General features: G+C 36.6%; 17 protein-coding genes. 10 read left to right on the top strand and 7 right to left on the bottom strand.

The genetic code is table 11. The features are described from left to right. Positions 1-90: 90 nt before the first annotated feature. The 4 genes from QFZ28_RS14835 to QFZ28_RS14820 all read right to left on the bottom strand — a co-directional run bounded on the left by QFZ28_RS14835 (position 91) and on the right by QFZ28_RS14820 (position 3,066). Positions 91-1,026 (bottom strand): FkbM family methyltransferase, encoded by a 936-nt coding sequence (locus QFZ28_RS14835; RefSeq protein ID WP_307195343.1) that lies wholly within the window; start codon positions 1,024-1,026, stop codon positions 91-93. Positions 1,027-1,259: 233 nt separating this feature from the next. Next, entirely contained in the window at positions 1,260-1,346 is an 87-nt protein-coding gene (locus QFZ28_RS14830; protein ID WP_307197036.1) for a YjcZ family sporulation protein, read from the bottom strand. Positions 1,347-1,486: 140 nt separating this feature from the next. Further along, complete coding sequence (locus QFZ28_RS14825; protein ID WP_307195342.1) at positions 1,487-1,999, bottom strand: GNAT family N-acetyltransferase; 513 nt, start codon at positions 1,997-1,999, stop codon at positions 1,487-1,489. Between the two features lie 98 nt (positions 2,000-2,097). Then, the gene (locus QFZ28_RS14820; RefSeq protein WP_307195341.1) at positions 2,098-3,066 is read right to left on the bottom strand and encodes an NAD(P)-dependent alcohol dehydrogenase; all 969 of its coding nucleotides are present in this window, start codon (positions 3,064-3,066) and stop codon (positions 2,098-2,100) included. 258 nt (positions 3,067-3,324) lie between these two features. On the opposite strand from QFZ28_RS14820, the gene QFZ28_RS14815 reads away from it, so the two are divergent. From QFZ28_RS14815 to QFZ28_RS14805, 3 genes are all read left to right on the top strand, one after another. Continuing rightward, positions 3,325-3,678: a hypothetical protein gene (locus QFZ28_RS14815; protein WP_307195340.1), complete on the top strand. Its 354-nt coding sequence runs from the start codon at positions 3,325-3,327 to the stop codon at positions 3,676-3,678. A gap of 625 nt (positions 3,679-4,303) precedes the next feature. Then, a complete protein-coding gene (locus QFZ28_RS14810) occupies positions 4,304-4,453 on the top strand; it encodes a hypothetical protein (RefSeq protein WP_307195339.1) in 150 nt (49 codons plus the stop codon). A gap of 149 nt (positions 4,454-4,602) precedes the next feature. Further along, complete coding sequence (locus tag QFZ28_RS14805; RefSeq protein ID WP_283951205.1) at positions 4,603-4,845, top strand: hypothetical protein; 243 nt, start codon at positions 4,603-4,605, stop codon at positions 4,843-4,845. Positions 4,846-5,321: 476 nt separating this feature from the next. On the opposite strand, the gene QFZ28_RS14800 is transcribed toward QFZ28_RS14805, so the two are convergent. Then, positions 5,322-5,771, bottom strand: coding sequence for a ribosomal maturation YjgA family protein (locus QFZ28_RS14800; RefSeq protein WP_307195338.1), 450 nt, complete (start codon positions 5,769-5,771; stop codon positions 5,322-5,324). Positions 5,772-5,848: 77 nt separating this feature from the next. Between QFZ28_RS14800 and QFZ28_RS14795 the strand changes: the two genes are divergently transcribed. From QFZ28_RS14795 to QFZ28_RS14770, 6 genes are all read left to right on the top strand, one after another. Beyond that, positions 5,849-6,355, top strand: a complete 507-nt coding sequence (locus QFZ28_RS14795) for a GNAT family N-acetyltransferase (RefSeq protein ID WP_307195337.1) — start codon at positions 5,849-5,851, stop codon at positions 6,353-6,355. Between the two features lie 131 nt (positions 6,356-6,486). Continuing rightward, positions 6,487-6,984 (top strand): hypothetical protein, encoded by a 498-nt coding sequence (locus QFZ28_RS14790; RefSeq protein WP_307195336.1) that lies wholly within the window; start codon positions 6,487-6,489, stop codon positions 6,982-6,984. A 158-nt stretch (positions 6,985-7,142) separates the two neighbouring features. Then, on the top strand, positions 7,143-7,802 hold the full coding sequence (locus QFZ28_RS14785) for a DUF429 domain-containing protein (protein WP_307195335.1): 660 nt from the start codon (positions 7,143-7,145) through the stop codon (positions 7,800-7,802). Positions 7,803-7,829: 27 nt separating this feature from the next. Next, a complete protein-coding gene (locus QFZ28_RS14780; RefSeq protein WP_307195334.1) occupies positions 7,830-8,693 on the top strand; it encodes a PhzF family phenazine biosynthesis protein in 864 nt (287 codons plus the stop codon). 24 nt (positions 8,694-8,717) lie between these two features. After that, a complete protein-coding gene (locus QFZ28_RS14775; protein ID WP_307195333.1) occupies positions 8,718-9,971 on the top strand; it encodes an MFS transporter in 1,254 nt (417 codons plus the stop codon). 479 nt (positions 9,972-10,450) lie between these two features. Beyond that, positions 10,451-10,894: a hypothetical protein gene (locus QFZ28_RS14770; protein ID WP_307195332.1), complete on the top strand. Its 444-nt coding sequence runs from the start codon at positions 10,451-10,453 to the stop codon at positions 10,892-10,894. 355 nt (positions 10,895-11,249) lie between these two features. Here QFZ28_RS14770 and QFZ28_RS14765 read toward each other — a convergent pair whose 3' ends face one another. Continuing rightward, the gene (locus QFZ28_RS14765; RefSeq protein ID WP_307195331.1) at positions 11,250-13,562 is read right to left on the bottom strand and encodes a thiamine pyrophosphate-dependent enzyme; all 2,313 of its coding nucleotides are present in this window, start codon (positions 13,560-13,562) and stop codon (positions 11,250-11,252) included. A gap of 17 nt (positions 13,563-13,579) precedes the next feature. Beyond that, positions 13,580-14,590, bottom strand: a complete 1,011-nt coding sequence (locus QFZ28_RS14760) for a 2-oxoacid:acceptor oxidoreductase family protein (RefSeq protein WP_307195330.1) — start codon at positions 14,588-14,590, stop codon at positions 13,580-13,582. A gap of 304 nt (positions 14,591-14,894) precedes the next feature. Here QFZ28_RS14760 and QFZ28_RS14755 point away from each other — a divergent pair, with 304 nt between their 5' ends. Then, on the top strand, positions 14,895-15,365 hold the full coding sequence (locus QFZ28_RS14755; RefSeq protein ID WP_307195329.1) for a hypothetical protein: 471 nt from the start codon (positions 14,895-14,897) through the stop codon (positions 15,363-15,365). The last annotated feature ends 6 nt before the right edge of the window (positions 15,366-15,371 follow it).

The following is a 15,371-nucleotide window of genomic DNA, read 5'->3' as shown; positions in this document are numbered from 1 at the left end:
AAACATGAATAAAAAAGCTCCAAGCTCAATATATGAGTTTGGAGCTTTTTGTACATTTCCTCTGAAAAACCAATACGTGCGACCTAAATCCTATGAAGCTGAAGAAAACTGTAATAAATTTATTTGCTCCTTTACATTTTTCACTAAAATCATATCTGTATGAACATATTTTGACCCGAATAGTTTATGTAAATCAGATAGCGTTAATTGACTTCCATTTACTAGCTCATTTTTGACATAGATGTATACGGAGAAATGTTGTTGTAAAAACCGCAAAAAGTCACTTAAATTGACTCCGGAATTTTCCATATACTCACTATTAAACTCAATAAAACCTAAAGCAGAGTTACTTTTTTGAATTAGTTCTGTCATTCCTCTTAAAACAAATGCTTCATATCCCTCAACATCCACTTTAAATAAAATATTTTTGTTCGTAACATCCTCTTCCACGATCGAATCAATCGTATCAGAACGAACGGTTGTTTGTTCAATCATATCGTGTGCAGGACGATAGGCTGCAGAAGATGTACCCGACCAATGTTTATCTACATAGAACGTTTTTTCTGCTACTTTATCTGCCGCAAACACATTAAAGATCTTAATTTGCGCTTTATTATGATGAACCTCTCTGGATTGATGAATGTATTTTAACAAATCACGATTCGCTTCGATTCCATAAATTTGTGTGTGGGTAGGGTAATTTGTCGAGAAAATACATTCTCCATAGTTTACACCTACATCGATAACCAAATCTGGTGAATATTCATTCACAGCGTTATTCCAAAAATTTGTCAAACGCTTCTGAGTCATCCCATTACTGATCAACAATGCTCTTCCACGATTTTCTTCTGAATTAACAAAGATCGTATTGGAGGAAGGCAGCACAATTTGATTTGGAATTTTACTAGTATTTAAGGTCTTATATTTAAGAAATATCCCTAAATCAATTAAAAACTTCCATGTCTTCGGATAATTTTCCCACATTTTTAATAAGAAAGTCTTTCCCGCAGCTGCTCCCGTATTCATTTTTTTCCTCCTGTAAATGTAATTAACTACATTTAAAGAGTTTTCTGTTTATATTTAAAAACTCCTTCACAGTTCTGAAATATTAACAATAAATTTACATTTTTATTAGCAAATAAACTCGCCAATATTAAACTGCTGCCAACATTTTAGATAGAGCTAAAAGTGGGGGCAGTTCAATATTTTGGCGAGTTTGGACATTACACCGCAAGCTGATTAAGTACCATCATTATTTTTCAACAAACTGAACAAATAATAATTAACAGGATGAAGAGGACAACAATTAAGTGAAATCCTATCCCCACTTCATATTCATTACTCATTAGAGAAACCTCCTTTTCTGGGAAGAATACATCATATGACATTCGCCTAGGGATTGATACTAATACTGATCAGGAAATAAAACAATGTTTTAGGTTAGCAATATACCCCCATAGCAATAGCTAAGGGGGTGTTTAAATCTTTAGTCTTCTACAGGATTTTTAGGGCCGTTTAGGTCCAATTGATAAAAAGCTAAATCTAGCCATGTATTGAATTTATAGCCTGCATTTTTAATGGTCCCTGAGTGGATGAAGCCAATCTTCTCATGCATGGCAATGCTTTTTTCATTTGCTGCGTCGATACCGCCAATTAATGTTTTATACTCTCGTTCATTTGCAATTGAAATAATCTCTTTTAATAAAGAAGTGGCAATTCCTCTTCTTTGATAATTGCTATCTACATAAATAGAATGTTCGATCGAATATTTGTAAGCGGGCCATGGTCTAAAAGGGCCAAACGTTGCAAAGCCAACAACCTTATGATCTAACTCATATACGATAACAGGATAACCTTCTTCCATTTTTTGCTTATACCATATTTCTCTGCCCTCAAGTGTTTGAGCTTTATAGGTATATACAGCTGTAGTATGGAGGATGGCATCATTATATATATCTAAAATGTTCTGTAAATCCATTTCCTGTGCAAATCTTATCAACATAGACACCCCTAAATTATGAATATGGCGTTTATTATATCAGTGAAATGCGGTTAATAAAATATTATTTTTGGGTGCCATAAAAAATTTTTTTCAATTTACATTTTTATAACTACTTTTCCCTGGGCATGCCCTTGTTCAAAGTACCTAAACGCTTCAGCAACTTCGTTCAAGGAATACTGTTTATCTATGATTGGTTTTACTTTGCCAGCTTCGAGAAGTTCTCTCATAAAAAATAGATCTTTTTGATTGGCTCGTTGCAAGAAAGTACTCATTTTTTTACTCGAGGTCTTTGATATCCATGTTCCCACTGTCATAGCTTGAAACATTTGAGTCTCGGAACCTCCAACATGAACAAAAATACCATTACGATTTAATGCACGTTTATAGTCTGAAAGGGGTTGGTGTCCGTTAACACCTAGAATTAAATCATACCTCTGATTGTTTTCGGTAAACTTTTCCTTTGAATAGTCAATGACATGGTCGGCTCCAAGCGATTGTAAAATGTCTATATTTCTCGTACTACACACTCCGGTTACCTCAGCCCCAAATGATTTGGCTATCTGTACAGCGAAAGTGCCAACACCACCAGAGGCACCATTAATCAAAACCTTCTGTCCTGGCTGAATCCTGCCTTTATCCCTGATACTTTGTAATGCGGTCACGCCTGCCATCGGTACGGCCGCTGCTTCCTCATAGGAAAGATTGGCAGGTTTCAAGGCAAGCGCCTTTTCAGGAACAGCTACATATTGGGCAAATCCACCCCAACCACAACCTGATAAATCACCGAACACTTCATCACCTGGTTGAAACTGGGTAACATCCTTCCCAACAGCTTCTACGGTACCTGAAATATCTCCTCCAGGTATAGAGTACTTTGGTTTAAAAAGTCCGAATGCAAATCGTGCTAAGAACGGTTCTCCTTTTAAAAGTACGAGGTTCCCAAAATTTATGGAAGAGGCATGGACTTTGACCAATATTTGATTGTCCTTAGGCATCGGTTTTTCGACATCTGTTACTTCAAGAATTTCAGGTGGACCATATCTTTTATAAACAATCGCTTTCATAAATGCCCTCCACTGAAAGAATTTCTACATAGAAACTTCTCTGAAACAGTAAACTCCTAGGTAAATAGATATTCAAATTATAGCTCATTCAATACTTAATATTAAATAACAATGGATTTCCTTAGTTTTAAAGTAGCACCTTGAAAAATTTATGGAATTTACACCTTTGTCTATACACCCTTTTGTCGATAAACATACTATATGTTGGACAAACCTTCATTCATCTATGTTTGTAATAAATTAAAGGGAGTGGACATATTGGGTAAAGAAGATAAAAAGGGTAAAGATAGGAAAAAAAGTGAAAAAAGCAAGGAAGTTAGAGGAGTAAGGAGACATAATGTAGAAACAGATGTATCGCTGAATAGTGTATATAATGAAATGCGGAGACTAAACAGAAACCTAGAAAAAATGGGAAATTCGACTACACAAAACTCATCTAATCTATCTAACATTCTCGGAAATCTGGATCTTACTAAAATAATTGGTATATTAACACTTATCAATAATTTGAGAAATCTAAATCAAGGTCAAGAAACACAATCACTGCCTAATATGATCCAACAAATGCTGCCGTTATTGGATACGGGGAGTAAGAATACTGAATCTAAATAATATAAAAAGGATAGGGGGCTGAAAACACAGCTCTCTATCCTTTAATTTTACATAATTCATGCAAGCAATATATATAGATTAATAAAGTAGACAAAGACCACCAGAATGGATGGTCTTTGCCCTCTTGTTCAACTCAAGTATTTCCTCAGAGAGTTAAAAGAATGAAAAGGATGAAGATAATCAAGAAAACTAGCGCCAATTCAGTGAAATTTCCTTGTCCTGCTGCCATCTGAATCCCCCCTTTCCTTGAGGTGATTTGCTTTTACGATAATAATATATTCGGACAAGCAGATATTGTATAGGACAAGCTGTTAGTCATTCGCGGATTTTTAATAGAAAAGTTAAATTTGGTTTGTCTTACGAACAAAGATCAAGATATCTCTGATACAATTATAAAAACCAGTTGGTGGAAATCGAGGCGGTTGCTTCGATTGATAGGCATACAAAACAATGAAGAGGGGACTCGATTTGTGAGTCCATTTTCTATTATTTATCGGCCTTTTATTTTCAAATAATTCATTATTATTTTCCTATTACGCCTATTTTGCAAGCGCTTTTATGTGAATAGATTCACATTGATAATAAGAGTATAAGAAATCCATTAACCTTTACTGGAGGTATCAAGATGTTTACAGAACTTTTTCTTGAATTCAAAAACTGGTGGTTTGGCGAGTCAATGTATGATGAAGAGATTGTGGAGTTTGAACGTATTGAATCCAAGCATACAAGGGTTCATCACGACGAAGACATATATGAAATAATCCGTGTACATTAATTAGAAGACTCCTAGTTTAGAAGTCTTCTTTTTTAATTCTGAGATAGATAAAATTCATAATCTGTTTGATTTTAGAACGATTGGAGCCCTTTTTTCTATGCTATTATTAATTTACTAAGTAAATAAACTTTATTCTTGGTGGGTTACAAATGAGCTGTGGTTGTTCATCACATATTAGAGATGGAAAAGACATCGTTGATCATGTTAAAAGTAAAGGAAAAGATAAACTTGCACCAACAGTGGCGCATGAGATTCACTGCGAGTGTGGAGAAACGTTTACGCTAGAAACCGTTGTCATGAATTGCCCAAAATGTGAAATGACGTATGCAGTTACACCTTGCGGGTCAAGTGATATAAATAATATCAAGCTTGCAGGCATAAAATACGCTTAAGTTAAAACTTGTAGTTTAGGTTGCTGGTGCAGCCTATTTTTTTGCTCTAAAAGCCCCCAATAGTGGGAAGCTACAACTTGAAAAAAGTCATGATGATGGGTAGGTTGAAAGTATTAAAATATTTTCAAAATTAACAGAATAGATTATAGTAAAAAGTAACTGTTATTTTTTTACTAGTAGGCTCTGTTATTTTTCATTGTTGATTTTTCGTGTAGGGTTGAGAATTCATAGGCGGAGAATTTCCGGCTATTGTTTATAGAGGAACCTTAGGAAGCATATATAAGCGGAGATATTCCGGTTAACTGCTTTAAATAAGACAAATTCCAAGGATTTGGATACAATAAGCGGAAAAACTCCGCCTATTTTTAAGGAAATATGGTTATTTCCCAATTTAAACGGAAATTCTCCGCTTATTTTCCAAACACAGTAAAATATTGTTATTAAGAGATTTAAATCCAAAACAGAAGAACATTGATTTATATGTTTTTCTGTTTTTTTATGATCGCCACACGATCTAAGCTAGTGGCTATAACAATTCCTGTTGTATATCGTATTAGATCCACAGTAAGGAAGCCTTTACCTAGTATCAACGCTCCCAGCAGCGTTCCGCGAATCTGATCGATCCACTCTTCCTGATACAGCTGACTGAATTCGATACCGAAGCTGAATAAACAACTAAGAAAGATGGCCATTAATATACTCTTTTTCAAAAATAAGAAACGGAATCCGAAATATACCATCATTGCCCATAGTACATCTCCAGCATTCTCTGCTAAAAAGGAGAATAATAGATGGCTGTATTTTCTAGAAGCCAGTCCAAGTAGAATTGTTATTAAAACAGCGAAAAAATAAGTTATTCTCAATGGATTATGAGACTCATTTTTAGAAATCATTGGCAGCACCTTTTTCCAACGTATAATTTTCATTATAGTAACACTTTTTTTGAATATATAAGCGATATCTACACACTTTTTAAATATATCTACAAATTTTTCAGATAGAGGTGTTAAATGTGCTAAAAATTGAAGAAATTGAATCCATTGAGACCCATATAAATCCTCTTTCGGAACTATTGGTTAAAGTGGTGGATGAAGGTGCGTCTATTGGTTTTTTACCTCCTATGAAGCTATCAGCTGCAAGACAATATTGGCAAACTGTATTAAAACCAGATGTCGTTTTGTTTATTGCGAAGATAAATAATGAGATCGTTGGAACCATCCAGGTTCATTTATGTACCAAGCAGAACGGTCTTCATCGAGCTGAGATTGCAAAACTAATGACAGGTCCCAATGCTAGACGCAAAGGAGTCGGTCGTGCACTATTGAAAATGGCAGAAGAAAGAGCAATAAATGAAGGAAGGACTTTGCTGGTTCTCGATACAAGGGAAGGAGACCCTTCTAATCTACTTTATCAATCATTTGGTTTTATACCTGCAGGAAAAATTCCTAACTTTGCTCTATCCGGAAAAGGCGAACTAGATACCACTGTTATTTATTATAAAAATTTATAAATAACGAATAAAATCCCCAGGCTTTACTAAAGTCCTGGGATTTTTTTGACCTAAACAGACGATTTGAATTTTAAAAATATTGCCACAATATCCGCCTGAATTTTCTAAATAGCTGTATATAATAAATGTGAATGGAGTTTTTATACATCCTTACGCTATTTTCACTCCATTTTGAGAACCTTAGTAAATTCTTTGATACCATATTACAAGTGAAATTATTAGGTGGATTTCTTATCTTTAATGCCGTAGCTATCGGCGGTATGTGGCTTCAGGTTGTCGTTCCTCCATTAATCAATGATGTTTTACCCATCGATTTAGATCATTACACTACCTTAATTGTTCAGGGATTAGATTTAGCACTTTTTCTGCCAATCTCGTTCATTTTGGGTGTCTTTATGGTTAAAAAACTTCCTCTTGGATATTTACTAGGTCCCGTTTATTTTGTTTTTTTAACTCTTTTAATGACCGCTCTTACAGGCAAAATCATTGGAATGGCTCTTGTGGGTGTGAATGTGATCCCAGTCATATTCATTATCCCAACTATCAATTTAATCACGATTCTTTGTTCTATCATTATCTTTAAAAATATCAAGCATAAAGTGAATACAGATATTAAAATGAGCTTATAGACAGCAGAATTATTGAATCCTTGGATACATTCATATCCAGGGATTTTTTTTAGGGTGATATGCTGGAGAGTTTAACCGTGACGTTTAAAGATAATGTTGATAAGATTATAAAAAAGTAGCTAAAAAAAACTATTGGTAGGCTGAAAGCGGGATTGTTCATGAGAGTGATAGGGATTGATTTATCTGGGCCAAGTAATCATAAAGATACAGTTTTATCGTTATTTGAAAAACAGGATAGGGAATTGAAATTTCTTAAACTAATGAGTGACGTAAGTGACATTGACATATTAGAAGAAATTCAGGTTCAAAGTAAGATTGATGAAGTGATTATTGGAATCGATGCTCCCTTGTCCTATGAGGATGGTGGAGGGGACAGGCAAGGAGATAAGCTGCTCAGACAGTTTATTATTTCGTTTGGGATGAAGTCTGGATCCATCATGCCTCCGACTTTCAATCGAATGGTCTATCTTACTTTGAGAGGGATTAAACTTACAAGAGAAATTGAAAATATGAAAACTTCTAACCCAATCTCTATCGTCGAAGTTCATCCAGGTGCTGTAATCGGTTCAAGACTTCTTCTTGAAGATATCCAATATGTATTGAACTACAAACAAGATTTATCCGCAAGAACTTTTTTACTAAACTGGCTAGAAGAGCAACAAATAAAAGAACTGCCTGCATTTATAGAAAAAGAAAGTCATACAATTGATGCGTGTGCAGCTGCCTTAGGGGCTTGGCATTGGAAGGATCCATTATATAAACCAAAATGGCTGCTTCCTGCAAATCCTCCTCTTCATCCATATGACTATTGTTGTTAATCAAGTAAAAGTAAGGAGGAAATTAAGGTGAAATTTTATATTGTCGATGTGTTTGCTGAAAACAAATATGAGGGAAATCAATTGGCTGTTTTTATTCCAGATAGAAAAATTGAGACGACTGAAATGCAAAAAATTTCCAGGGAAGTAAATTTTTCAGAAACAACTTTTATTATTTCTGGATTACAGGATAATGGAGGGTATGATGTTAAGATTTTCTCTCCTGACTCTGAATTACCTTTTGCAGGACATCCAACCCTCGGAACTGCTTATGTTATCAACAATTTATTAAACCGCTCAGAAAGTAGTGAAATTAAACTTAATCTTCCTGTTGGGCAAATACCAGTTGTTTTTGAAGACCAATACGCCTGGATGACTCAAAATCAACCTGAATTTGGTCCTAATGTTGAGATTGATAGAATTGTAGCTTCACTACAAATTAATCGAGAAGATATCAATACTGATTTTCCAATACAAGTGGTATCAACCGGATTACCAAGTGTAATTGTCTATTTGAATTCATTGGAAGCTGTAAGTCGTTGTAAAATTAATCATCGAGCTTATGCAGACCTATTGAAGGATATGGGAGATGTTAATTTACTCGTTTTTACAACAGAAACGGCAAACCCAGAAAACAATCTAAATATAAGATTATTTATGCCAATACCGGGATATCTAGAAGACCCAGCAACAGGAAGTGCGAATGGAAATTTAGCAGGTTATCTATTAAAACATAACTTTTTCCATTCCAATAAAATAAACTATCGTGTTGAACAAGGTGCTTTTATTGGCAGACCATCGCTACTAAAAATAAATGCCAAAAAGACTGATGACCACTATCTCATCCAAGTTGGAGGGCAAGTGATTGTGGTTTCAGAAGGTAAGTGGTATTAACAAACAAGTGAAGGGATCTATACTATGCAAACATTGCCACAAACACAACCGGTTAAGAAATACATACCACTTTCATTTTTTGTGATTTTTCTAGGATACCTAGTTTTTGGGTTATCTGAGAATATCAAGGGACCAGCGATTCCTCAAATGCAAATCGATTATGGAATAGATGAGCTGCAGGTGGGTTTTCTATTAGCGATTAATTCAATTGGATTCTTAATCGCCTGCAGCTTTACTGGTGCTTTTTCATCTAAAGTCGGCATTAAGCTTACGAGTTTGTTAGCCTTTGGAACGATGGCGATATCAGGTGTTTTTATTTATTTTTCTAGTAATTTTGCCATTTTTTCTGTTTCCTATTTCATTATGTATTTAGGAAACGGGATGTTAGAAATAGCTTTAGCGATTTTGGCTGCAAGAATTTTTACAAAAAATACTGGCTTTATGATGAATCTTTCTCATTTTTTTTATGGACTTAGTTCGACAGCGGCACCATTGATGGCGGCGGGTTTAATGGGTCTGACATTTATCGGGGGACGTGATTTAGGATGGCAGGGAATGTATTTTTTCATGCTCTCATTATGTATCATTCCTATGATTCCTGCATTTTTTAGTACCCTTCCGGTCGACAAAACAACTACTCACGAGCGCCTGCCTGTTAAGATGTTCTTAAAGGATCGGGTAGCATGGTTCATTATTATCATTCTTTCGTTTGGGGTTATTGTGGAGCTTTCGATTGCAGGCTGGCTTGTTAACTTTTTAGAAAGATCTTTTCAATGGAGTTCAACAGCCGCTTCTGGTATGTTATCCATCTTTTTTCTCTGTTTTATGGTAGGAAGGTTACTTCTAGGATTTGTAACCGATAAAATAGGATTTATGATCTCAATCATTGTTTTTTCCGCTCTTGCAGGAATTACCACCATTTTGGCTACATTATTCGGACCATCAGGGGTATGGTTATATGCTGCAGCGGGGTTCGGGATTGCACCCGTTTATCCGACCGTAATGGCATTGATTGCTAAAAGATATCCTACTGGACTTGACGCTGCGATTACCGTTACGGTAACGGTAATGGGAATTGTGGTCGTAATCAGCAATTTATTCTTAGGAGCACTGATTGAATTTTTTAAAAGATGGTTCACAACTCTTCTTGGAGCTGAAATGGGTCTCATGAGAGGATTTCAGGCTGGATTTATATTTATAGGCGTCTGTGGCTTGTTATGCTCCGTCTTTAGTATAATATTGTATCGGTATTTGAAGAAGCGGAATGAAGTCATGTAAACGAGGTGACCATCGGGGTTGCCTCTTTTAATTGATAGGCTCTGTTAAAACTGAATGTTGATTTTACTGTGTTTGGAAAATAAGCGGAGAATTTCCGTTTAAATTGGGAATTACCCATATATCCTTAAAAATAAGCGGAGTTTTTCCGCTTATTGTATCCAAATTCATGTAATTTGTCTTATTTAAAGCAGTTAACCAGAATATCTCCGCTTATTTCTGCTTCTTAAGGTTCCTCTATATACATTAGCCGGAAATTATCCGCCTATGAATTCTCAACCCTACACAAAAATCAACATGAATACAGGGGACCGGGATGAAGAATTGTATAAGGCATTTTCTTCTAGATTAGATAACGTTGTGACCAGCAGCACCTGAAGGCTGGGGATTTCAGGAAGCTTTATTGGATTCATATTATACGATTGAATGGGTTTTTGAGGAAGACGATGAGGAATAAATTTTGTAAAAGAGTGGGATAAAGTATGGCAAAAAGTAAGAAAAATCCGAGTAATACTCCAAGAAGGAAACGATATAATCGTAATGCTCGGCTTCAAAATGCAAAAAAATGGGCCGAGCAGTATGATGGAAAAAATATTGCAAAAGGTTATAGTAATTGGTTTGGTGTTGACTTATTATGTGCAATTACAGAGCTGGAAATGTTGGGTTATAAATTTAAACAGACATACAAAAAGCAAGTCGAGCAATCTTTAATTGCTAGGCAAAAACAAAAAGAAAGTAGGAAACGAAAAGAAGTAGCGGAGAATTATGAAGATGATATCTTTTACTTCATCGCAGGATATACTTCAAATGGTGTTCCTTTTGGTGTTACAAGAGAGGAAATGGAAAATGATGAAGGAAAGACAAGCCGGGCTATAAATAAAGATAAAATTATTTTCTATAAAAATAATGAAGACCTACCATTTTAGATTTGGTTGCATAACTTAAGACCGGACAAACAAAGTTAGGGAACGACGTGAATGAACTTAAGACCGGTCAGACTGAACTTGGGAATAAAGCCGCGATGCTTGAACAAGCTATTAACGAGCTAAAAAATGAGCAAAAGGAAAATCATAAAAGTGTAATTAGATAACTGGGTGACTTTTCTGAAAAGATTACTGATCACTTTGATAATAAAACAGATGCATTAAATAAGCGGGTATTTGCAGTTGAAACGGAGTTACAACGTTTAATTAAGCAATAAAATTAAAATCAATAGACTTTATTTCCATATAAAGCTAAGAAAAATCCCAAGTGCTATTCCAGCACTTGGGATTCATTCTTTTATAGATAAGGACTTTCATGCTTCGCTTTCAGCATATTCCAACGGCGGTCAACTTCTTTATCAAACATATCCAGCATAACTTTGCTGTTCTCATTGAGAAGGTGTTTCGTTTTACCCATGAGCTTTAACCATTCGGATACAGCTAATCGTTTATTTTTCTCCTCTGGATTATAGGTAACGGTTGTAATCCCATGCTCAACCTCATAGAGAGGGAAGAAGCATGAGTTAACAGCAGCCTCGACAATCGTCTGTCCTAGTTCATCCTTTGATTTCCAGTTCAAGGGACAGGTAATTAGAATTTTGCCATAAACCAATCCTTCATTATTGGCATACCACTGGGCTTTGGCTGCTTTCTTTAAGAGATCGCGATCGAAAGCTTCGGTACCGGTAAATACATATGGAATATGAGTAGCAGCCATAATTTGAGCAGTATCTTTATGATGGAATGGCTTTCCATTTTGGAAGCCGCCAATATTGGATGTACTTGTCATATGGCCCATTGGAGTAGAGTAGGACAGCTGGCTGCCTGTATTCATGTAACCTTCATTATCATACTCAAGAATGATCATTTTATGGTTTCGTAAAGCCGTTCCAATCGCAGGACCCATGCCGATGTCCATACCCCCGTCACCAGTCACCATCACAAAAGTAAAGTCGTCACTCAGTCCTAATTCCGCTAATTCACCGCGTCTTTTCCTTTCATGGAACATTTCCACAAGACCGGAAAGGGTGGCAGAGCCATTTTGGAATAGGTTATGGATGTAGGTAGCTTTATGAGAACTATAAGGGAAACCGGTTGTTACTACCATCGCACAACCGGTATGGAATAATGCGACAATATCCCCTTCAATTCCTTTAAAAAACAATTCCAATCCTGAGAAAATTCCGCAGCCAGGACATGCTCCGTGACCAGAAGCAAGGCGTTTTGGCTTTTTCGTTAAACTCCTCATAGGCGGGATTTTCACTTTCAATTCGCCCGTTTTTTCATCAGGAGTGACCGTGATTAATCCAGTATTTAAGTCTTCTTTTTTCATTGGATTTAAAACGCGCTTTGGAGCAAACTCTGGGTCTCCAGGATTATGCCCAAAGTAATCAAAAGGCTTTTCAGCAAATCCTTTTTCGGCAGCTTCTATCGCTAATTGGAAAAAGTGTTCAGCGTCGTCTGCATAAAAGTCTTTTCCGCCCAATCCGTAAATTCGGTTGATTACCTTTGTATGAGCATTTCCAACGGTTTGCAATGCTGCTCTTAGTTCAAGCGCCATGTTTCCGCCATGCGCTCCGTAAGAATCGGCACGATCACCAACTGTAACAGCTTTTACGTTTTTCAAGGCTTCCGCTATTTGTTTTTGAGGGAAGGGACGTATCATATTTGGTGAAATGACACCTGCTTTAATCCCTTTCAAACGGAGTCGGTCGACCACGTCTTTACAAACCTCAGCAGCAGAATTCAACATAAATACCGCCACCTCAGCGTCCTCCATACGATATAAATCAAGGATCGGATACTCACGTCCAGTTAATTCGGCATATTCTTTTGAAATTCGCTCGAATACTGCTTCAGCATTGTACATCGCTTCTGATTGTTGATAGCAGTTATTAATATAGTCAGGTTCATTCATATATGGACCGATGGTTACTGGATTCTCACGATCTAAAGCATGAGGGAAATTTCTTGGAGGCTCGCCGATAAACTTTTGAACATCACTTCTATTTTTAATGACCTGAACACGGCGTTTTTGATGGGAAGTAAAATACCCGTCGAACGAAACAATGACTGGCAGTCTGACTGCTGGATCTTCTGCTAATTTAATCGCAATTATGTTCATATCATAGACGATTTGCGGATCACGGGCCATTAGGATTGGCCATCCCGTATTCAAACCGAAATATAAATCAGAATGATCACCATGAATATTTAAAGGACCTGAAACAGATCGATTCACTAAATTTAATACCATCGGAAACCGGGTTCCGGATTGAACAGGAAGTTGCTCTAACATATAGAGGAATCCATTAGCGCTAGTAGAGTTAAACACACGGCCGCCGCCAGTTGAAGCCCCGTAACATATACCTGCAGAACCGTGTTCACCATCAGCTGGAATTAAAACAATATCATGTTCACCTCTGGACTTCATTCCATCAAGGAACTGGGCAACCTCTGTTGATGGGGAAATGGGGAAGTATCCCATTACATGATAATTAATTTGGTGGGCAGCATAGGCCGCCATCTCATTACCAGATTCAAACACAAAACTTTGCTCAACCGTCCCAAGTTCGGTTTTATGATTTTCTTGGTTTATTTCAATGGACATAAAGATCCCGTCCTTCCTTAGTTTTGAGTGGCTAAATCAAAAAGATGAGGTACACGGTTCTTGTCTGCATAACCATCATTATATTCTCGTTCCCCTGATAGCGCTTCCACAGGACAGGCCGTTACACACTTCAAGCAGCCTTTACAATATTGATAGTCAATACCACTTAGAAACATTTGTGGACGACCTTTTTTGTCTGCTTTTTCCTCCCATACAAAGCAAAAATCGGGGCAAGCTGTGTCACATGCAGCGCAATTGATGCATTTTTCCTCATGAAAATGAGGGAGCATACCGGCACGAGAAATACTTAAATCCTTTAACATGCTGTTTCCCGGATTAATAATCATACCGCCAATCGCCTGAGTTTGATAACCAAGAAGGGGTTCTGACCTTGAAAAAGGTTTAGGTTCGACGCCATCTTCAGGAAGATACGTTTTAAATTCGACTTCATTAAATCCACGGTCGAATGTCCTAATATTTGGTTCAACCAGATGTGGGTATTTTTTTTCAAAGGTACGTCGGATTGTTTGTTTCATCGATTCTGGATCTAAAAAGTCCAAGATACGATAAAGAGCACCGAGCATTGCGGTGTTGGCTTTTGTTTGTTCTTCTAACGCGATACCAGTGGCATCAATGATGGCGATGGTTCCGCCAGTAATTTTCATGAGATTTTTAAGTTCGTCAGGGGATTTTTGTGAGTTTACTAGGATGGTGCTGTCAGGATAGATCCCGCTTGTGCAGTCGATGGTTTTAAAAAGGGCATCATGGAAAATGCCAACAACATGAGGGCGTTCTATTGGTGTGGTGTCTCGAATGTTTGTTTCTGGCTCGCAAAAACGTATATGGGCTTTTACTGGGGAACCTTTTTTCTCTGAACCGTATGATGAAAAACCGACCCCATTCAGTCCGTTTCCAACAACTCCATCCTCGGAAAGCATTTTACCAGCCAGATTAGCTCCTAACCCGCCAATGGACTCAAGACGGATTTCAAAAAAACCTAATTCATTTGTTTTTGGCAATTTTGTCAAAAGTATTCCTCCCATCTGTGAAACAGAGTTTAATAAAGAATATTGTAAATATTCTATAAATTAAATTATTTTAATTGTAACAGGACACCAAAACAATTACAACAGAATTTTGCAATCAGATGTTGGAACCCACTTGGTGTTGGTGTTATTTGATAGGTGGAATGTAATTATGATATATAACAGGGAAGTATTTGTTATATAACAAAAGTGGTTAGGCAAGTATGAAAACAAATGGAAAGTTGTTTGCAGGTCACTTGTGCCCAGATCCTTCATATAATTATATATAGAACAGGAGGGGATGTTTGTGAAATTTACCATTCAATATATACCCCTGAACAAAATTAAACCTGACGTATCATTGAAAGTAACGGAACATATTAAAAAGCTCCAGCGATTGATGTGGGATTGCATGTTTGTTTTGGTTGTAAGAAAAAATCGGAAGGACAACAACTATACGATTATCAGCGGACAAGATCGTTATGAATCTCTTCGAAAACATACAAAAAATTTATATGCTCCCTGTATTGTTGATAAAAGTCCGCCTTCTAAAACTATTTCCTGGTTTCAACGATTTCGCAGAAAACAACCGCTTGATGATTTTCCATTAATGCCATCTAGTTGGTCCATTGTCCGATCCTTTTTAAAACAAGAGCCTCGTTTTAAACAATTATCCCGCTCGCAACAAATCAGAGTCCTTCTTTTAGCTGCCCACTATAAAAAAACAGTCATTTATACAATGAAAATGACTGTGGATGATTTATTAAGAGAACATTAGTAATGA

This window comes from Neobacillus niacini (assembly GCF_030817695.1).
Classification (GTDB): Bacteria; Bacillota; Bacilli; order Bacillales; family Cytobacillaceae; genus Neobacillus; species Neobacillus niacini_F.
Note: the sequence above shows the minus strand (reverse complement) of the source record. Positions and strands in the feature narration are given on the sequence as shown.